At 72.0% G+C, this 19,142-nt stretch carries 14 protein-coding genes; 8 read left to right on the top strand and 6 right to left on the bottom strand.

Annotated features, from left to right (window positions below; all coding sequences use genetic code 11):
* Nucleotides 1-31 precede the first annotated feature (31 nt).
* The gene (mshC, locus tag ADL03_RS12070; RefSeq protein WP_053733456.1) at nt 32-1,270 is read right to left on the bottom strand and encodes a cysteine--1-D-myo-inosityl 2-amino-2-deoxy-alpha-D-glucopyranoside ligase; all 1,239 of its coding nucleotides are present in this window, start codon (nt 1,268-1,270) and stop codon (nt 32-34) included.
* Between the two features lie 165 nt (nt 1,271-1,435).
* Here mshC and ADL03_RS12065 point away from each other — a divergent pair, with 165 nt between their 5' ends.
* The 4 genes from ADL03_RS12065 to ctaD are packed head-to-tail and all read left to right on the top strand — an operon-like array spanning nt 1,436 to nt 9,314.
* Nucleotides 1,436-2,218: a slipin family protein gene (locus ADL03_RS12065; protein WP_053733455.1), complete on the top strand. Its 783-nt coding sequence runs from the start codon at nt 1,436-1,438 to the stop codon at nt 2,216-2,218.
* A 58-nt stretch (nt 2,219-2,276) separates the two neighbouring features.
* A complete protein-coding gene (locus ADL03_RS12060; protein ID WP_053733454.1) occupies nt 2,277-6,191 on the top strand; it encodes a tetratricopeptide repeat protein in 3,915 nt (1,304 codons plus the stop codon).
* Complete coding sequence (locus ADL03_RS12055) at nt 6,188-7,513, top strand: triacylglycerol lipase (protein ID WP_053733453.1); 1,326 nt, start codon at nt 6,188-6,190, stop codon at nt 7,511-7,513. The genes ADL03_RS12060 and ADL03_RS12055 overlap by 4 nt, the downstream gene beginning before the upstream one ends.
* 37 nt (nt 7,514-7,550) lie before the next feature.
* The gene (ctaD, locus tag ADL03_RS12050) at nt 7,551-9,314 is read left to right on the top strand and encodes a cytochrome c oxidase subunit I (RefSeq protein WP_053733452.1); all 1,764 of its coding nucleotides are present in this window, start codon (nt 7,551-7,553) and stop codon (nt 9,312-9,314) included.
* Here the strand turns inward: ctaD and ADL03_RS12045 are convergent, their stop codons facing one another.
* Complete coding sequence (locus tag ADL03_RS12045) at nt 9,315-10,127, bottom strand: hypothetical protein (protein WP_053733451.1); 813 nt, start codon at nt 10,125-10,127, stop codon at nt 9,315-9,317.
* Nucleotides 10,128-10,202: 75 nt separating this feature from the next.
* On the opposite strand from ADL03_RS12045, the gene ADL03_RS12040 reads away from it, so the two are divergent.
* A complete protein-coding gene (locus ADL03_RS12040) occupies nt 10,203-10,739 on the top strand; it encodes a DUF4240 domain-containing protein (RefSeq protein ID WP_053733961.1) in 537 nt (178 codons plus the stop codon).
* A 270-nt stretch (nt 10,740-11,009) separates the two neighbouring features.
* Here ADL03_RS12040 and ADL03_RS12035 read toward each other — a convergent pair whose 3' ends face one another.
* The 4 genes from ADL03_RS12035 to ADL03_RS12020 all read right to left on the bottom strand — a co-directional run bounded on the left by ADL03_RS12035 (nt 11,010) and on the right by ADL03_RS12020 (nt 15,387).
* Nucleotides 11,010-11,198, bottom strand: a complete 189-nt coding sequence (locus ADL03_RS12035; protein ID WP_053733450.1) for a hypothetical protein — start codon at nt 11,196-11,198, stop codon at nt 11,010-11,012.
* Between the two features lie 409 nt (nt 11,199-11,607).
* A complete protein-coding gene (locus ADL03_RS12030) occupies nt 11,608-12,009 on the bottom strand; it encodes a hypothetical protein (RefSeq protein WP_053733960.1) in 402 nt (133 codons plus the stop codon).
* Nucleotides 12,010-12,070: 61 nt separating this feature from the next.
* Nucleotides 12,071-13,999: a VWA domain-containing protein gene (locus ADL03_RS12025; RefSeq protein ID WP_053733449.1), complete on the bottom strand. Its 1,929-nt coding sequence runs from the start codon at nt 13,997-13,999 to the stop codon at nt 12,071-12,073.
* Nucleotides 13,996-15,387 (bottom strand): sigma 54-interacting transcriptional regulator, encoded by a 1,392-nt coding sequence (locus ADL03_RS12020; protein WP_053733959.1) that lies wholly within the window; start codon nt 15,385-15,387, stop codon nt 13,996-13,998. Before ADL03_RS12020 ends, ADL03_RS12025 begins: the two co-directional genes overlap by 4 nt.
* 354 nt (nt 15,388-15,741) lie before the next feature.
* Here ADL03_RS12020 and ADL03_RS12015 point away from each other — a divergent pair, with 354 nt between their 5' ends.
* The 3 genes from ADL03_RS12015 (at nt 15,742) to ADL03_RS12005 (ending at nt 18,966) form a co-directional block, all read left to right on the top strand.
* Nucleotides 15,742-16,167, top strand: coding sequence for a YcxB family protein (locus ADL03_RS12015; RefSeq protein ID WP_157528505.1), 426 nt, complete (start codon nt 15,742-15,744; stop codon nt 16,165-16,167).
* A 61-nt stretch (nt 16,168-16,228) separates the two neighbouring features.
* On the top strand, nt 16,229-17,026 hold the full coding sequence (locus ADL03_RS12010) for a hypothetical protein (protein WP_053733447.1): 798 nt from the start codon (nt 16,229-16,231) through the stop codon (nt 17,024-17,026).
* A 137-nt stretch (nt 17,027-17,163) separates the two neighbouring features.
* Entirely contained in the window at nt 17,164-18,966 is a 1,803-nt protein-coding gene (locus ADL03_RS12005; protein WP_053733446.1) for a VWA domain-containing protein, read from the top strand.
* The last annotated feature ends 176 nt before the right edge of the window (nt 18,967-19,142 follow it).

Raw genomic sequence — 19,142 nt, 5'->3', positions numbered from 1 at the left:
CGTCGTTGCGGAGAGCTGGTTCGCGAGCCTGCTAGAGCTCCACGCCCAGCAGCGCGTCCACGGCCGTGCGGATCTGCGACGGACCGTGCTTGTCCGAACCGCCGTGCGCCAGCGCCTCGTCGGCCCACGCGTCGACCGCGGCCAGCGCCTTCGGGGTGTCGAGGTCGTTGCCCAGGTGGTCGCGCAGCCGCGTCACGGTGTCCACAGCGGACGGTCCGGTGTCGAGGCCCGCGGCACGGCGCCACTTGTCGAGGCGGGTCAGTGCCTCGTCGAGCAGCGACTGGGTCCACGGGCGGTCGGCGCGGTAGTGGCCGGCGAGCAGGGCCAGGCGGATGGCGTTCGGGTCGACCTTCTCGGCGCGCAGCTTCGAGACGAAGACCAGGTTGCCGCGCGACTTCGACATCTTCTCGCCGTCGAGGCCGATCATGCCCGCGTGCACGTAGTGGCGGGCGAACGGGTGCTGGCCGGTCTGGGCCTCCGCGTGCGCGGCGGAGTACTCGTGGTGCGGGTAGATCAGGTCGGAGCCGCCGCCCTGGACGTCGATGCCCATGCCGAGGCGGTTGTGGGCGATGGCGCTGCACTCGATGTGCCAGCCGGGGCGGCCCTCGCCCAGTTCGGACGGCCACGCGGGCTCGCCGGGGCGCTTCATGCGCCACAGCAGGGCGTCGAGGGGGTGCTTCTTGCCGGGGCGGTCGGGGTCGCCGCCGCGTTCGGCGAAGAGCGCCCGCATCGTCTCCTCGGAGTAGTTCGACTCGTAGCCGAACCGGCCGGTGGCGTTGTGCTCGAAGTAGATGTCCGGGTACTCGTCGTCGTCCACGCGGTAGGCGTGACCGTCGGCCACGAGCTTCGCGACCACCTCGACGATCTCGGGGATCGCCTCGACGATGCCGACGTAGTCCTGCGGCGGGAGGACGCGCAGGGCCTCCATGTCCTCGCGGAACAGGGCCGTCTCGCGCATGGCGAGCACGACCCAGTCGTCCTGGTCGCGCAGCGCCCGCTCCAGCAGCGGGTCGTCCACGTCGGTGACGTTCTGGACGTAGTGCACGTTGTGGCCGTTGTCGAGCCAGATGCGGTGCACGAGGTCGAAGGCGAGGTAGGTGGCGGCGTGGCCGAGGTGCGTCGCGTCGTACGGCGTGATCCCGCAGACGTACAACCTGGCGGTGTCTCCTGGCGCCGTCGGACGCACTTCGCCCGTAGCCGTGTCGTACAGCCGCAGCGGGCGGGGGTCCCCCGGAACCCGCGGCACAGGAATGGATGACCAGGTCTGCATGCATCCGACACTAACGCGTGCCGCCGGGTGCAGCGCACTTTCCGGGTGTTGGGACGGCCACGCCGGACCCCGGGAACCCGCGGACCGGGCAAACCCCTTCCTGGTGCGCCGCTGAGGCGTACCGTGGGAGATCAGGGAGTTCGCCGATGAGCAAAGGCGGGTCTCATGGTCGTCCTCGAAGTCCTCGGCGGTCTCGTCACGTTCGGTGCCATCGGCCTCGCCATGAGCGCCAGGGTGATCAAGCAGTTCGAGCAGGGGCTGGTCTTCCGGTTCGGCAGGCTCCAGGAGGGCGTGCGCGGACCGGGGCTGACGATGCTGGTACCCGGCGTGGACCAGCTGCGCAAGGTCAACATGCAGATCGTCACCCTGCCGGTGCCCGCCCAGGACGGCATCACCCGCGACAACGTCACCGTGCGCGTGGACGCCGTTGTCTACTTCAAGGTGGCCGACCCGGCCAAGGCCGTCATCAACGTCGAGGACTACCGGTTCGCGATGCTGCAGGTCGCCCAGACGTCGCTGCGCTCGATCATCGGCAAGAGCGAGCTGGACGACCTGCTGTCCAACCGCGAGAACCTCAACCAGGGCCTGGAGCTGATGATCGACACGCCCGCGCTGTCGTGGGGCATCGACATCGACCGGGTCGAGATCAAGGACGTGGCGCTGCCGGAGAGCATGAAGCGTTCGATGTCGCGGCAGGCGGAGGCCGAACGCGAACGCCGCGCCCGCGTCATCACCGCGGACGGCGAGCTGCAGGCGTCGAAGAAGCTGTCCGAGGCCGCGGGGCGGATGGAGGAGACGCCGGCGGCGCTGCAGCTGCGGCTCCTGCAGACCATCGTCGAGGTGGCGGCGGAGAAGAACTCGACGCTCGTGCTGCCGTTCCCCGTCGAGCTGCTGCGCTTCCTGGAGAGGAACACCGGCGAGCTGCGCAAGGGTGATTCGTCCGAGTGAGTTAACCGGCGTAACGCCTCCGGCCCCCGCGCGAGGATCGGTCAGGGGGTAAGACGCAATGCGGGAGAAGGCCAGGGACAGGTTCGTCGGCATCGGTGTCAGCTCCTACGAGCTGTTGCAGCCGTTGCAGCACGCCGCGAGCGACGTGCTGGAGCTGCGTGCGCTGCTCAAGGGCTACGACGGCGACCCGTTGCCGGACCCGACCGAGGCCGAGGTCCGCACCCACATGCAGGCGCTGCGGCGCAGCCCGCAGAACGGTGGCGCGCTGGTGGCGTTGTTCAGCGGCCACGCGGTGCCGGTCGCGGGCAAGCTCCGGCTGCTGGCCAGGGACAACGACGGCGGCGCCGACGGCATCGCGGTCGAGGACTTCGTGCTGTGGTGCGCGGCGTCCGGCGCGCACCAGGTGCTGGTCATCGTGGACGCCTGCTACTCGGGCACGCAGCTGGACGAGGCGCTGGGCACGATCGCGGACATGCAGGAGCAGCTGCTCACCGGGCAGCTGCACTGGGCGGGTGTGCTGGTGTCGTGCTCCAGCGTCGAGACGGCCCGCGACGGGCTGTTCGGTGGCCGGCTGCGCAGGCTGCTGCGCGGTGGCCCGAGCGCCGAGGTGGACGTGCTGCGCTGGAGCGACCGCACGTCGCTCGTGGACGGCGGCTCGGTGGGCACGGCGCTGCTGAACGCGTGGGACAGCGACGTGCAACGGCCGCGGTTCATGCAGTACGGATCGGCGCAGCCGATGTTGCCCAACCCGCTCTACGCGGCGAACACCGTGGTCAAGCACCTGCTGCTGGCCGCGCGCGGCGGTGACTCCGCCGACCACCGGTCGTGGTTCACCGGCCGCACCGAGCAGGTCGACCAGGTCGTCGGCTGGGTCAGGTCCGGCACCGCGGGGCTGCGGGTCGTCACCGGGTCGCCGGGCACCGGCAAGTCCGCGGTGCTCGGCCGGGTCGTGAGCCTGTCGAACGAGGCCGAGCGCGACCTGCTGCTCTCGACCGGCCCGGCGTTCCGGCACGCCGACCCCGGCCCCTGCTCGGTCGACGCGGCCGTGCACGCCCGCGCGATGGACGCCGACCGGGTCGCGGACCTGCTCAGCCGCCAGCTGGTCGCCGCCGGGCTGGTGCCGCCGCCGGAGGGGCCGCGCCGCGGTGCCGCCGAGCTGGTCGGCGTGGTCGGCACGCTCGCCACGCCGCCGGTGCTCGTCGTCGACGGCCTGGACGAGGCGCGCGGGGAGTCGTTCTCGATCGCCACGTCGCTGCTGACCAAGCTCGCGAACCACGCCGTCGTGATCGTGTCGACGCGGCAGGTGCACCGGGTCGTGGGCGGCGCGCCGCTGCTCACCGAGCTGTCGCCGGTGGAGGTGCTGGACCTCGATGACGCGGGCAGCGAGGCCGACGTCCGCGACTACGTGGTGGCCAGGCTGGGCACCGGCGTGCCGCAGTCCACTGTGGACGAACTGGCGGGGCTGCCGTTCCTGACCGCGTGGATGATCACCGACCAGCTGCTCTCCGACGGCGGCGCGGACCTGAAGCTGTCGCTCGACGCCGCGTTCGACCGGGAGCTCGCGGAGGTCCCGGCCGCGCGGCCGTTGCTGACGGCGCTGACCTGGAGCTACGGCGCCGGGTTCCCCGAGGAGGAGTGGCGCGCGGTCGCGGAGGCCCTGTCGGGCGAGCGGTTCAGCCGTGACGACATCACGGCGGTGCTGACCGAGCTCGGCCGTCACGTCGTGCAGGACGGTGAGGAGGGCACCGCCGTCTTCAAGCTGACGCACCAGACGTTCGCCGACCACCTGCGGCCGCAGGTGGCGCCCAGCCGGGACGCGGTGTTCGCGCCGGGTGCGGAGACGGTGGCGTGCGCGCTGATCCGGTTGTACCGGCAGCGGCTGGAGGCCGGTGTGCCGCCGGACGTGCCGGGTTACCTGTGGAAGTACGCGTGGCGGCACTGCGGGCACGCGGGCACGGCGGCGTTGAGCGGCCTGCGCGAGCTGGCGGCGATGAACCGGAGGTTGTTGCCGGACATCGCACTCGCGGCCACGGCGGCGGCGAACGAGCTGGCGCACTGGGGTCGCGGTGACGAGGCGATCGAGCCGCTGGAGGAGGCCGCGGCGCACTTCCGCGCGCTGGTGCCGACGTTGCGGATGTACCTGGCGGACCTCGCCTTCGTGCTGAACCGGCTGGGCACCCGGTTCCGCGAGGCCGGGCGGCTGCAACAGGCCGTGGCACCCGCCGAGGAAGCCGTGGTGCGCTACCGGGAGCTCGTCGCGGCGACCCCGACGACCGCGGAGAGCATGACGCACAAACGACTCGCGCAACGCATCGCGAAGACGACCACGCAGCCCGGTGAGGACCAGACGTACGTGGCGCACCTCAGCGGCGCGCTGGTGGACCTGAGCGAGCTCTACGCGATGCTCGGCCGCCGCCAGGAGGCGCTGGCGACGGCACGGGACGCGGTCGCGGCGGTGGAGACGGACGCCCCGCGGGCCCGTGCGATGCGGTGCCTGGCGGCCCGGTGCGGCGAGACCGGGCGGCGTTACGAGGCGATGCAGCGGTCGAAGCAGGCCGTCGAGCTGTACTACTCGCTGGCGCAGACGAACCCGTTGCACCTGGCGGACCTGGTGACCGCGCTGGTGGAGCTCAGCCGCGACAATCTGGCGCTCGGGCGGTTGTCCGACACCGACCGCACCACCGGGCAGGCCGCGGACATCAGCGGCACGCTGGGCCGGCACGCCGCGTTCCGCCCGCAGCTCGTCGACGCCGCGCTCGCGCTGAGCGTCGCCTACAGCATGGTCGGGCGCACCGAGGAGGCGCTGAACTCCGCCCGCCAGGCCGCCGACCTCGCCGAAGGGCTGCGCAACCACGGCCTGGCGCTGCACAACCTGATGCGCCGCCAGCGCGACGCCGAGAAACCGCGCGAGGCGCTGGTGACCGGGCTGCGGACGGTCGAGGTGTGCCTGCTGCCCGAGCACGAGCACCGGCTGTCGACGCTCGCGGCGGCGTTGTTCACGCTCGACGTGGTCTGCGCACGGCTGGCGCAGCCGGAGATCGTCGAGGAGGCCTGGGACCGGGTCGCCGCGCGGTTCACCGGACCGCACCTGGCCACGCTGCTGATGCTGCGGGCGGCGGCGGCCACGGCGGGTGACCCGGCCGCCGTGAGGTGGCTGTGCCAGGCGCTCACGCACGTCGGCCAGTCCCGGCAGGCGCTGCACGACGTGCACGACATCGCCCGCCGTCACCACGACTTCTTCCGCGCGTCCGGCCGGCCGTGGCCGTGGGACACCGAGCCGGACTGGCTGACGGTGGACCGGGAGCTGCTCAGGACCGCCCGCGCGTGGGTGTTCGCGCGGTCCTACGCAGAGGAGCGCGCGGTCCTGCTCGGGCACCCCGAGCTGTTGTCGGCCGGGGCGGATGTCGCGGTCACCGAGGCGTTGTACGGCACGAGCCTGATCGAGGCGCAGGTGATCCAGTCGCGGCGGACGACCGCGCGGGCGCAGGGCGTGGCGGCGGCGTACCGGCCGTGGCTGCTCGCGAGCCTCGCCGACGAGTTCGTCGACGCCTCCCCCGCACGCCGCCGCGAGCTGCTCGCGACGCGGCGGGAAGACCTGCTCGACAAGGAAGTGCTGCGCACCGTCCGGGACAACCGGCCGGTGCACGCGTTGCTGCTGCTCGCCGACGAGGACGCCGACGTGCTCGACCTCGTGCTGGACGCGCTGGAACACCCGGAGCGCGCGACGGCGGTCCTGCGCCGACTGGCCTCGTCCGCGGCACCGCAGGCGCTCACCCAAGCCGTCGTCGCACTGGAACCGCACCCGCTGGCCCCGCTGTACAAGGTGGTCGCGCGTGTGGAGGCGGGCGACGAGCGGCTGGCGCTGCCGACGGCGGAGCTGCGCCTGGGCTGGATCCACGAGCTGACCTACCTGGTGCCCGCGAACCCGAAGCTGCTCACCCTCATCCGCAAGCTCGCCGAGGAGTCCCCATGAGCGATCTCGTCGTCGTCCTGCCCGGCATCCTCGGCAGCACGTTGCGCGACCGGGACGGCATGGTCTGGGAGGTCTCCGGCAGGGCCGCGCTGCGGGCGGTGCTGTCGCTGGGACGCAGCCTGCGGCGGCTGACGCTGCCCCAGGGCATCGGCGACGAGCACCCGGGAGACGGCATCGAACCCGTGGGGCTGATGGCCGACCTGCACGTCGTCCCGGGCATCTGGACGCCGCTGAAGGGCTACGACCGGGTCACCAAGCGGCTGAACTCGCTCGGCTACACCGTCGAGAAGGGCAACCTGCTGCTCTTCGCCTACGACTGGCGGCTGTCGAACCGGTACAACGGCGCGCTGCTGGCCCGTCGTGTGGACGAGGCGCTGGACCGCCTCGGCCCGGACGCGAAGGTCACCTTCGTGTGTCACTCGATGGGCGGGCTGGTCGCGCGGTGGTGCATCGAGCAGTGCGGGATGGCCGAGCGCACGGCGAAGCTGATCACCATGGGCACGCCCTACCGCGGCGCGGCGACGGCGTTGGAACAGCTGGTCAACGGCGTGCGCAAGGGCCTGGGGCCGTTGGCGGTCGACCTGACCGGGTTCGCCCGGTCGCTGCCGTCGCTGCACCAGCTGCTGCCCGAGTACGCGTGCATCGAGTCACCGAACGGCCTGGTCAAGACGACGGAGACGACGTTGCCCGAGGTCGACACGAAGATGGTCGCGGACGCTATGACGTTCCACGGCGCGTTGAGCGACTCGTTCGCCGACCGGACGTACGCGATCCTCGGCGGAAAACAACCCACGGCGACCACGGCGAAGATCGCCGACGGCAAGGTGACCTGCTCCCGGACCTTCGAGGGCGACGAGCTGTACGGCGACGCGACCGTGCCGATGGTCGGAGCCGCGCGCAAGGGCCTCGCGCTGTCGTCGAACACCCTGCACCGGGTCACCGAGCAGCACACGTCGTTGCAGGACAACGCCGCGGTGCTCGACATGGTCGAGTCGTTCCTGACCTCCAAGCCGATCGTGCCGAGGAACGTGACGATGACGGAACCGCAGGTCAGCGTGCCCGACCTGGTGCTGGTGGGCGAGGACCTGGAGGTCACCGTGGAGCTGCGCGACACGACGGCCCGCGCGGTGAAGGTGGCGTTGCTCGACGAGAACGGCAAACAGGTCGAAGCACGTGTTCCGGCGATCTCCGAGGCCATGTCGGTCAAATTCGGTGAATTGGCCCCCGGCGCCTACTACGTGCAGGTCAGCGGCACCGCGGTGGGCGCTCCGGTGGTCCCGGTGACCTCGGCGGTGCTCGTCGCGGATTGCCCCGCGGTCTGACCGGGAGGACGATGACTCAGGTCACGGAGGAGGCGCGATGACGACGATCAAGCCAACACCGGTGGTACCCCATCCCGGCGCGGCCCGCGCCCGGCCGAAGGGGTCCTACCTGCTGTCGCTCTTCCGGACCACCGATCCCAAGCAGATCGGGATCATGTACCTGACCACGTCGTTCGTGTTCTTCATGATCGGCGGCCTGATGGCGCTGCTGATGCGTGCGGAGCTGGGGCGGCCGGGGCTGCAGTTCCTGTCGAACGAGCAGTACAACCAGCTGTTCACCATGCACGGCACGGTCATGCTGCTGCTGTACGCGACGCCGATCCTCTTCGGGTTCGCGAACTTCGTGCTGCCGCTGCAGATCGGCTCGCCGGACGTGGCGTTCCCGCGCCTGAACGCCTTCTCGTACTGGCTGTACCTCTTCGGCGCCATCATCACCGTGCTCGGGTTCGTCACGCCGGGCGGCGCGGCGGACTTCGGCTGGTTCGCCTACACGCCGCTGTCCTCCGCCGTGCACTCCCCCGGTGTCGGCGCGGACATGTGGATCATGGGTCTCGCCGTGTCCGGCCTGGGCACGATCCTGGGCGCGGTCAACATGACCACGACGGTGATCTGCCTGCGGGCACCCGGCATGACGATGTTCCGGATGCCGATCTTCACCTGGAACATCCTGGTGACGTCCGTGCTGATCCTGCTGGCGTTCCCGATCCTCACCGCCGCGCTGATGGGCCTGGCCGCCGACCGCCACCTCGGCGCGCACGTGTTCGACCCGGCCAACGGCGGCGTGATCCTCTGGCAGCACCTGTTCTGGTTCTTCGGCCACCCCGAGGTGTACATCGTCGCGTTGCCGTTCTTCGGGATCGTGACCGAGGTCCTGCCGGTGTTCAGCCGCAAGCCGTTGTTCGGCTACAAGGGCCTGGTGTTCGCGACCCTGGCGATCGCGATGCTGTCCGTGGCCGTGTGGGCGCACCACATGTACGCGACGGGCGCGGTGCTGCTGCCGTTCTTCGCGCTGATGACGTTCCTGATCGCGGTGCCGACCGGCATCAAGTTCTTCAACTGGATCGGCACGATGTGGAAGGGGCAGCTGACGTTCGAGACACCGATGCTGTTCTCGATCGGCTTCCTCGTGACGTTCCTGTTCGGCGGCCTGACCGGCATCCTGCTGGCCTCCCCGGCGCTCGACTTCCACGTGTCGGACACGTACTTCGTGGTGGCGCACTTCCACTACGTGCTGTTCGGCACGATCGTGTTCGCCACCTACGCGGGCATCTACTTCTGGTTCCCGAAGATGACCGGGCGGATGCTCAACGAACCGCTGGGCAGGCTGCACTTCTGGACGACGTTCCTCGGGTTCCACGGCACGTTCCTGGTGCAGCACTGGCTCGGCAACGAGGGCATGCCGCGCCGATACGCCGACTACCTGCCAGGCGACGGGTTCACGACGCTGAACATGATCTCCACGATCAGCTCGTTCGTGCTCGGCGCGTCCGTGCTCCCGTTCGTGTGGAACGTCTTCCGCTCCTACCGCTACGGCGACCCGGCCCCGCAGGACGACCCGTGGGGCTACGGCAACTCACTGGAGTGGGCGACGTCGTCCCCGCCGCCGCGGCACAACTTCCACGAGCTGCCCCGCATCCGGTCGGAGCGGCCCGCGTTCGAGCTGCACTACCCGCACATGGTCGAGCGGATGCGGGAGGAAGCGCACTTCTCGCTGGTCAACCCGGAGAAACGCCGGCCGGGCAAGGACGGCGTGACCGAGAAAGCGCTCGCCTCCACGCACCGCGAGGACGAGACGGAGTAGTCAGCGCCGACCGGGCAGCAGACCGGCGTCGAGGACGGCCTTGCTCAACGGCGCGCCGAGCTCGACGTAGCGCTGCTGCTCGGCCTCGCTCAGCACGTCGTAGGCCGGCGCGTTCATGCGGTCGGTGTTGTCCTCGACACGCTGGCGCAGCTCCCGTCCCGCCTCGGTCAGCGTCTGCTCCGCCGTGACGAGCCCACGCCGCTGAAGCCCCTCGGCGGCCTCCGCCCACTGCTCCTGCGACCAGCCGCGGGTCTTGCGCAACGTCTCGGCCGGCACCTCGCCCGACGCCGCGTGCAGCACGAGCGCCTCGATGCCGGTGAGCGCTTCCTGCAGCAGCGCCGCGAGGTGGCCGTCGCCGCGGAACTCGCGCAGCAACGTCTGCGCGTGCCACAGCTGCAACACCGTGTCCTCCGGCCACGGCAGAGCCGCGTGCGCGGCGAACAGGGTCCGCCCGAAGGCCATCTCCTTCGACCGCTCGGCGGCCCGCCTGGCCAGCTCGGTGATCTCCGTGAGGTCGCCGGGCAGCACCGGCCGCAACGCCTCGTCCGCCGCGGCCATCCGCAGCTCGATCATCTGCGCGGGCGTGACCTTCTCCCACGCCGCGGGAATGCATGCCTTCACGAGCTCGGGGCTGAAGTTGTAGAAGGTGGCGATCACGACCTCCGCCGGCACGGGCCCGAGCGCGGCGGCCCGTGACGCGAAGTACCCGCCCGGCCGGTCGAGCCCGGCCTGCGCGTACCGGCTGTCCGCCTGGGGTGCGAAGTAGATCATCGCGTGCACAGCTTCGAGCGAACGCCACAGAGTCCTGATCATGTTCCCAACCTATGCGCTGCCGCCCGGTTCGTCAGCAGCCGAAAATTGTCGGTCCCCTCTGCCATGCTCGCTGACGTGGACTCGAACACCTTCTGGAAGCTGATCGCCGACGCCCGCGCCACCGTCCCCGACCCGTCGGACTGCTGCGCCGTGGTCGCCGCCACCAAGTCCCTCCTGGCGCCCCTGCCGCCCGGCGAGATCGTCTCCGCCCAGCAGGTCCTCTGGGACGTCATGGCGTTCTCCTACAGCAACCCGCTGTGGGCGGCGGCCTACGTGATCAACGGCGGCTGCTCCGACGACGGCTTCGACTACTTCCGCGGCTGGCTGCTCACCCAGGGCGAAGCCGTCTACACCACCGCCGTCGCCTCCCCCGACTCGCTGGCCGACCTCCCCGCCGTCGTCGCCGCGGCCGAGTCCGGCGACGAGTTCGAGTGCCAGGAGGCCCTGACCATCGCCTGGGACGCCCACCTCACCGCCACCGGCATGCGCCTGCCCCAGGACGCCTTCACCATCCGCTACCCCGACCTCGACCCCGACTGGTCCTTCGACTTCGACGACGAATCCGAGATGGCCCGCCGCCTGCCCCGCCTGGCGAGCCTGTACAGCTACTGACGCTCCCGCCCTGCCTGGCCTGGCGGGGCCGCTCGGGTTGGACCTGGTGGCTCGCTCGCGGCTGCCTGCGCCCGGCTACTCCCGCCCGGCCACCACCCGGCGGCCAGCACCCGGCGCCCACCACCCGGCCGCTCATATCCGACGCCACACGCGGGGTGCGCACCCAGCGGCCCGCATGCGGCTTCCCACACCCAGTTGCCAGCCCGCGGCCGCTCGCACACGGCGGTCCACACGCGATGGTCGAGTCAACGCGGGCTCGGCCGCGCTCACTCAGCGTCGGAGCGCCCGGTAGCGCTGGAGCAGGGCGGTGATCCGCGCGGGGTCCGCGGCGCCGTTCATCTCGGTGAGCAGGTCGTCGGGGCAGACCTCGTAGTGGTCGCCCCACCACCGCCGCGACCTGTTGTTCCAGATCCGGTACCCGCCGGGCACGCCCCTCGCCACGTACTGCCGCCTCGCCAACCGTCCTCCCAGGTGCCAGCCGATCCGCTACGAGGATCACAACCCGGGCAACCGGGGTTCCGGCGGCGGCTCGCACGCGGCACCGCCGCTGGCCTCGCGAGCGGTGCGGCCAACGGACCGAGCAGCGCCGGCCAGCCGTGTGCCACGCGACTGAGCGGCACCGGCTGGGTGCGTGCTCACGCGACGAGCAGCACCGGCCGGGCGCGTGCCCACGCGACAGAGCAGCACCAGCCGAGCGCGTGCCCACGCGACAGAGCAGCACCGCCCAGGCGCGTGCCCACGCGACAGAGCAGCACCAGCCGAGCGCGTGCCCACGGGACGGAAACCGGCGAGCGCCACCGCTCTCTTGCCCGCGCCGCCCCCGCCCCTGTTCTCACGCCGGAATCGGCGCCCCACCGGGCGGGCGCGCTCAAGTTCCTCGGCTCGATCGAGGAACGACGAGCACCCCGAACGCCACGTGGTCCAGCCACTGCGGCACCCGAGGCAGCGCCCGCACCTCCGGGTAACGCCGCCCGATGACCTCCAGGTCGAGCGCGGCGATCAACAGCCCGGCCACCGCGCCGCCGAGCACGCCACGCACCCGCAGGCGCGTCAGCACGAACGACCACCACGCCGACACCGCGACGTGGACGATCGCGCCGCGCAGCGGCGTTCCGGCGAGCGTGGCCGAGCCTGGCCGCTGCCTGGCCAGGGGTGCCAGCGAGGCTGCGGCTTTCGTCGCCTGCAACGGGTCTGCGCCCGTCGCGAGGGCGTGGAGCGTCGACGGCAGGCCGCTCGCCACCGCTGCCAGCAGGAAGCGGCGCGGGCTCACGCAGGGGTACCCCGGTGGGCCGGGGTACCCGCGTCGCACCGCGGTCGGCGGCATCGGCCGGTCAGCGGCGCCGGCGGCGGGAGGTCAGGTAGTCGCTGACCACGGCGGCGCCCAGGCCGTCCTCGTCGGCGGCCACCACGCGGCCGCCGCCGCGGCGGGCCACGATGTCCACGAAAGCGGCCAGGCGGGGGTCGTCGCCCAGTTTGAAGACCGAGATCGTGGCGCCCAGGCGGGCCAGGGAGTCGACCTCGTTGAGGGTTTTCGTCAGGGTGCGGGGCAGGGGCGGGTAGTTGAACTCGGCGTCGCCCTCGGGTTCGAGGTGCGCGGTGGGTTCGCCGTCGGTGACGACCAGGATGACGGGCTGGGCGTCGGGGTGGCGGCGGACGTGGCGGCCGGCCAGCAGCAGGGCGTGGTGCAGGTTGGTGCCCTGTTCCCAGACGCCTTCCAGTGCGGTGAGCTGGCCGATGTCGACGGCCTCCGCGTAACGGCCGAAGGTCACCAGCTGCAGCGCGTCGGTGCGGAACCGGGTCTGGATCAGGTGGTGCAGGGCCAGTGCCGTGCGCTTCATGGGCACCCAGCGGCCGTCCTGCACCATCGACCACGATGTGTCCACGCACAGCGCCACCGCCGCGCGCGAGCGGTGTTCGGTCTCGGCGACTTCGAGGTCGACCACGTCGAGCGACATGGAACCCGAGCGCAGCACGGAGTTGCGCAGGGTGCGGGGCACGTCCCACGGTTCGGTGTCGCCGAACTGCCACGGGCGGGTCGAGCCGATCAGCTCGCCCGCGGCACCGGCGGACACGGTCTCGCGGGAGCCCTGCGACGAGCGCAGCTGGTCGACGACGCCGCGCAGCGCGGTCTCGCCGAGGCGGCGCAACGCCTTCGGGGTCAGGCGCAGTGAACCGTCCGGTGCGCGTTCGAGGATGTTCTGCTGGCGCAACGCCTTCTCCAGCTCGGCGAGCCGGCGGGCATCCACGGTGGCCTCGGGGCCCAGCTGCCGTTCCAGCGCCTCCAGGTCGATGTCCTCCAGGCGGGCACCGGGGTAGGACTGGGCCAGCTGCTCGGCCAGTGCGTCGAGCTCGGCCAGGTCCGCCATCGCCTGCGCGCCCTCACCGAGGCCGAGCGGGTCCTGGCCGCGGAACCGGGCCGAGGAGGTCCAGTCCTCGCCGGGACGCAGGCGCTGCAGCAGCGAGTCCAACGTGGACAGCTGGGAGCCGATGCCGCCGAAGGCCTGCTGGGACAACGCGGACAGCTCGGCGCGCTGCTCCTCGGTCATCGAGTTCATCATGCGTTGCGCGGCGGCCGAACGGGCGGCGAGCGCGTCGATCAGCTCGTCGACGTTCTGCGGCTTCTCCGGGAAGAAGTCGCCGTGCTTGCGCATGAACTCGGCGAACATGCGCGGCGTGTCCGGTGAGGCCGCGGCGTGTGCGGTCAGCAGCTCGTTCAGGTCGCGCAGCATGCGCTGGATGCGGCGCACGTCCTCGGAGTCGACGTTGGACAGCGCCTCCTTCATGCCCTGGAAGCGCTGGTCCAGCAGCTCGCGGCCGAGCAGGTCGCGGATCTGCTCGAACGCCTGGCGCGCCTCGTCGGAGCGCCACGAGTAGTTCGACAGCTCCTGCACCGCCGCCGCGGTGCCCTGCGGCAGCGCGTCCAGCTGGGCCTCGCGGAAGCGGGCGTCGTCGGACGGGTCGGGGAACAAGGCCCGCCGCTCCGCCTCCAGCGCCTCGTCCAGCAGCCGCCGGACCTCCTGCAGCGTGCCGTCCAGGCGGTGGCGGCGCTGGATCGAGGAACGCCGCTGCCACAGCCGCGACGTCAGGTCGTCCAGGCCGCGGGTGCCGTCGACGCCACGCCGCAGCAGCTCGCGCAGGGCCGCGTTGGGCGAGGCGCCCTCCATGATCTCGCGGCCGAGCTCGTCCACGGCCGCACGCAGGTCGACGGGCGGCGCCAGCGGATCGGCGCCGCCGCCCCAGCGTCCGTAGCGGTATCTCATCCGTACACCGATCGGTCGTCGTCGGAAGAGGTGTCCTTGGAGAGGTGTCGCGTCAGGTACAGCGACTCGAGCGCGAGCTCGACGGCGGAGGCGATGCGGCCGACCGGGTCCTTCGGGCCGGCGCCCAGGCGGGCGGCCACCTCGTGCAGGACCGGCAGCTCGGGCAGCGCCGCCAGCAGGTCGCCGGCGTGCACCCGGTCACCGGTCGCGACCGGGTGGCCGTCCGAGACGGCTTCGGCCAGCGTCTTCAGGTTCAGCCCGGCCAGGCGGGCGCGCGCGGTGTCGGCGATCGAGCGGCGCAGCAGGTGCACCAGCACCTCGTCCTCGCGGCCCTCCTCCCCCGCCTCAAATTCCAGCTTGCCGCGCAGCACGTCCGGCACCGACTCCAGGTCGACAGGCCGCGCGATGGCCGGCGTCTCGCCGATCAGCGCGGACCGGCGCAGGGCCGACGCCGCGACGGTCTCGGCCGCCGCGACCGCGAACCGCGCCGACACACCGGAACGCTGGTCGATCGACGACGACTCGCGCAGGTGGCGCACGAACCGCGCGATGATCTCCAGCAGGTGGTCGCCGACCTCCGCCACGAGCTCGGCCTCCTGGCGGACCAGGTCCACCTCGGCGTCGATCTCCAGCGGGTAGTGCGTGCGCACCTCGGCGCCGAAGCGGTCCTTCAGCGGCGTGATGATGCGGCCGCGGTTGGTGTAGTCCTCGGGGTTCGCGGTGGCGACGAGCAGCACGTCCAGCGGCAGCCGCAGCGTGTAGCCGCGGACCTGGATGTCGCGCTCCTCCATGACGTTCAGCAGCGCGACCTGGATGCGTTCGGCCAGGTCGGGGAGCTCGTTGATGGCGATGATGCCGCGGTGGGCGCGGGGCAGCATGCCGTAGTGGATCGTCTCCGGGTCGCCGAGCGAACGGCCCTGGGCGACCTTCACCGGGTCGACGTCGCCGACCAGGTCGCCGACGGAGGTGTCCGGCGTCGCGAGCTTCTCCGCGTAGCGCTCGTCGCGGTGCCGCCACACCACCGGCAGGTCGTCGCCGAGCTCGGCGGCCCGCCGCCGTGACTCGGGCGTGATCGGGTCGAGCGGGTGTTCGCCCAGCTCGGAGCCCTCGATCACGGGCGTCCACTCGTCCAGCAGCGACACGATCGTGCGCAGCAGGCGGGTCTTGCCCTGCCCGCGCTCGCCGAGCAGGACCACGTCGTGCCCGGCGAGCAACGCCCGTTCGAGCTGCGGGAGCACCGTGCGGTCGAAACCGACGATGCCGGGCCACGGGTTGCGTCCCTCGCGCAGAGCGGCGAGGAGGTTCTCGCGGATCTCGGCCTTGACGCCGCGCGGCCGGTGCCCGGCGGCGCGCAGTTCGCCCGCCGTGCGGGCCAGGTTCTGGGTCACACCGACGACGCTACGCAGGACCACCGACAATTTCGACGTGGAGCGACTCCAGCCGCCATCCCGCGGCCACCGCCACGACGCCCGGCGGAACACCGGATCGAAGGGCGAAGTCCCCGTTGCGACACAAGGAACCCAGGTTGGACACCCTCCGGCCGGCAGCACGAGCGGGATCGGCCACGTGACCGGGGTCTTGTCAGCCATGAGCGAACGCATGGCGTCCAGGCGGACCCGCTGTTTTCCCGATCCCCCGGATCCAGCCGCCCTCCGTGCAGGAGAATGCGGGGCGATATGAGCAACTGTGTCGATTTCAGGTGGGCCCCGTCGCCCGCGGACTGGCGGGCCAGCCTGCGCACGATGGTGCCGATGTTCCGGTGGGCGCCGTGGTTCGCGGTCGCGCTCGGCGGCCTCTCGCTGGTCTTGCTGTTCTTCTACGACGACATGGTGCCCGCGGCGGTCTTCGGCCTGGTGTGCGCGCTGGTGATCGGTTTCATGGAGCCGGTCGCGGTGTGGTGGCGCTTCTCGTCGGACGAGATGATCAGCCGGACCGTGGTCGGCAGCGCGGACGACCAGTCGTTCCGGATGGCCGTCGGCAACGCCGTGCGCGAGGAGCTCGACTGGGCCGAGCTGCCCGGCTGGACCGAGACGCGGCAGGGGTTCGTGCTGGAGACGCTGGACGAGGGTTCGGCGTCGCTGTCGGTGCCGCACCGGGCGTTCGCGTCCACGCAGGACACCGAGTCGTTCCGGGCGCTGCTCGAACAGCACATCGGGCCCGCGAAGTAGGTGTGCCCGATCCGAGACACCGGGTGGGGCGGCGGGCGCCGGGCCACGTAATCTCGTCGGCGTGTCCTGTGCGAGTGCCACGCTGGTCGTGTGGACGTCGGGATGGCTGCACGGTCTGGCCGCCTCCGACGACGTCCTCGACGCCCTGCACACGTGGGCCGAGCAGCACGAGGTGGTGGCCGACGACGACGGCACCGCCACGGCGCTCGACCTCCCCGGTCCCGACGAGGCCCCCGTGGGGCCCGCCCTGCTGCTGGCCGCGTTGCGGCGCGCGGGTGCGACCTCGGCGCGGCTGGTCCTGCCGGTGCCCGGCGACGTGCGCGGGCTGGGCGGCAAGGGCCCGCTCGCGACGTGCGCGCTGCGCTCCGGTGAGGCGCTCGTGATCCCGTCCGTGCACGTGGGGCTGGTGCCGAAGATCGTCGCGGACGGCGTGATGCGCTGGACCGTGTTCGACCTGGCCTCGTCCAACGGCCTGGAGCACATCCCGATCGGCGAGGCCGAGCAGGGACTGGGTGCGGCGCTGCGCGAGGCGACCGCGGCACTGGCTGCGCTGGACGTGGCCAAGCACCGGCCGAACGTGCGCAAGGAGATCGCGGACCTGGCCGCCGCGAACTCGGTGCTGCCCTGGCCGGACGCGATGCCGCCGCGCTCGCTGCGGGTGCTGCAGCGGGCCGCCGAGGTGGACGCGATCGTGTCCGTCGCCCGGTCGGACTCGCCGGGTGGCGCGGTGTCGGCGTCGGCGATGGCAGCGCGGACCGAGGCGTTGCGACCGGTGTCCGAAGCGGTGCGGCGCGCGCGGTGCGCCGCGGTGGACGAAGCGGTGCGCGTGCTCGCGGACTCGGGTGCCGGGCGGCACTGAAAGCGGTCGTGAACTGCGGTTCTGCCGCGTGCACTGACCCAAACGAGTGGTTCTGGCCCGGTAACGCGGCCTGAACCGGCAACTCCCCCGGAACTGTCGGTACCCCCTCCTACAGTTCGGACGGGGAGGGAAACCGCATGGACGATGTCGACCAACGACGGTCGAGCCCGGCACCGAGGTACGCCGGTGCGGTCATGCTGGCGGCGGTCGCCGGGCACCTGCTGGCCGAGGCGGCGACCGGATCGCTCGCGACCTGGCAGTCGTGGGTGCTCTACGCCATCGGCACCGGCCTGCTCGTCGGGTCCGCGACCGCCATCGACGGGCTGTACGCGCTGGTCAAGCGGATCCGGTTGCGCTGGGTGGTGTTCACCGCGGTGCTGGCGGTCGCCGGTGTGGTGGTGGCGCTGGCCGCGCCGCCGGTGGTCGCCTACGGCCGGGTGCTGCTGCTCGGGTGCCCCCAGCCGACCGAGGTGCGCGTGCTCACCTCGCAGGCCGCCCTGCCGGCGATCCAGGACGTGGCGCGGCGGTTCGAGCAGCACACGGCCGGTGCGCACCACGGCTGCCGCACGGCGCGGCTGTACGTGTACGCGGCGCCGGGCAACAGGGGTGCGATCGCGTTGCGCTCGTCGTGGTCGTCGCAGGCCCTGCGGGAGGTCGGCCCGCACCCGGACGTGTGGCTGCCCGACTCCACGACCGAGACCGAGGAGGTGGTGCGCCGCACGGACGGCATCGGCTCGGCGGTGCGGGTGCGGCAGGGCGAGTCCGTCGCGTGGTCGCCGGTCGTGCTGGCGGTGCCGGTCGACACGGCCCGCGACGTCGTGTCGAGCTCGGCGGAGCCGTGGGGCGAGCTGCTGGTGAAGGTGCACGGCACCGGTGTGGCGATCGGCCGCCCGAACCCGCTGACCGCGGTGGAGGGCCGGCTCGCCACCTACGCGCTGTACTCGGCGCTGGCCCCGGCGGTGGTCGAACGCCAGCTGGAGGAGAGCACGCAGCTGCGGCCGGGCGCGGCGCTGATCACGACCGAGCAGGTCCTGCTGCGGTACAACAAGACGGCGTGCACGCAAAAGCCGTGCCTGACCGCTCTGTACCCGTCGGACACCTACCGCGCCGACTACCCGCTGAACCTGGTCGAGTGGGACACCCCGGACGCGTCCAACCACGCCGCGCGCGCACCGGCGCGGGAGTTCCAGTCGTGGCTCGCGACGCAGGAGGGCATGACCGCGCTCAACGCGGCCGGCCTGCGTCCCTCGAAACAGACGGCGGGCTCGGAGTTCCGCGAGGAGTACGGCGTTCAGGCCGCCGCCATCCTCGACCACGAGGAGGCCGCACCCGCCGCCACCGAGTGGTCGGCGTTCGAGCGGAAGTACGACCAGGCCAAACGCGACGGTCGCATCTGGCTCACCCTCGACGCGTCCGGCTCCATGACCGAGCAGACCGCGACCGGCGAGTCCCGCTTCACCGTGGCCGTCGACGGCGTCCGCAAGGCCCTGACCCAGATGGGCGCCCGCGACACCTACGGCCTCTCCGTCTTCAGCGGCACCGAGGTCCGCCCCCTGATCCCGCTGGGCCGCCGCGACCGCGACGCCGCCACCACCGCCCTGGGCACCGTCACCCCGAACGGCGGCACCCCACTGCACCAGGCCATCCTCGACAGCGCCACCCGCATCGGCGCCGACGACGCCGAGCACATCAGCGCGGTCATCGCCCTCACCGACGGCGAGGACACCACCAGCCCCCAGACCCGCGCCGACGTGGCCGCCGCCCTGCACGACCACCCGGTCCGCGTCTTCATCGTCGCGGTCGGCGACGCCAGCTGCGCCGCCCACGCCCTCACCACGATCACCGACGCATCCGGCGGCGAATGCCACGACTCCACTATGGACACACTCGGCGACGACCTGGCCGCCCTCTTCCGCAAGGTCTGGGGCGACACCTCATGACACCCACGCGCTCCACTCCCGCGCGGCCGCGCAAACGTTGTCGGCGGCGGGTGCCCGCCGCCCCGCCCGCCCGCGAACGCTGTGGGCCAGGGACGCCCGCCCACGCCTGCGAACGGAGGTTCGCCCAGTCACGCAAACGTTGTCGCCAGGGAGTGCTCGGCCGCGCCTGCCAGCGC

Source organism: Nocardia sp. NRRL S-836 (assembly GCF_001279525.1).
Classification (GTDB): domain Bacteria; phylum Actinomycetota; class Actinomycetes; order Mycobacteriales; family Pseudonocardiaceae; genus Lentzea.
This window is presented reverse-complemented; position numbering and strand designations above follow the sequence as displayed.

What these genes read in the sequence shown, in the direction of transcription:
- mshC (WP_053733456.1), bottom strand. Translation starts at nt 1,270, where the DNA reads ATGCAGACCTGGTCATCCATTCCTGTGCCGCGGGTTCCGGGGGACCCC.
- ADL03_RS12065 (WP_053733455.1), top strand. Translation starts at nt 1,436, where the DNA reads ATGGTCGTCCTCGAAGTCCTCGGCGGTCTCGTCACGTTCGGTGCCATC.
- ADL03_RS12005 (WP_053733446.1), top strand. Translation starts at nt 17,164, where the DNA reads ATGGACGATGTCGACCAACGACGGTCGAGCCCGGCACCGAGGTACGCC.
- ADL03_RS12015 (WP_157528505.1), top strand. Translation starts at nt 15,742, where the DNA reads ATGGTGCCGATGTTCCGGTGGGCGCCGTGGTTCGCGGTCGCGCTCGGC.
- ADL03_RS12060 (WP_053733454.1), top strand. Translation starts at nt 2,277, where the DNA reads ATGCGGGAGAAGGCCAGGGACAGGTTCGTCGGCATCGGTGTCAGCTCC.
- ctaD (WP_053733452.1), top strand. Translation starts at nt 7,551, where the DNA reads ATGACGACGATCAAGCCAACACCGGTGGTACCCCATCCCGGCGCGGCC.
- ADL03_RS12055 (WP_053733453.1), top strand. Translation starts at nt 6,188, where the DNA reads ATGAGCGATCTCGTCGTCGTCCTGCCCGGCATCCTCGGCAGCACGTTG.
- ADL03_RS12045 (WP_053733451.1), bottom strand. Translation starts at nt 10,127, where the DNA reads ATGATCAGGACTCTGTGGCGTTCGCTCGAAGCTGTGCACGCGATGATC.
- ADL03_RS12025 (WP_053733449.1), bottom strand. Translation starts at nt 13,999, where the DNA reads ATGAGATACCGCTACGGACGCTGGGGCGGCGGCGCCGATCCGCTGGCG.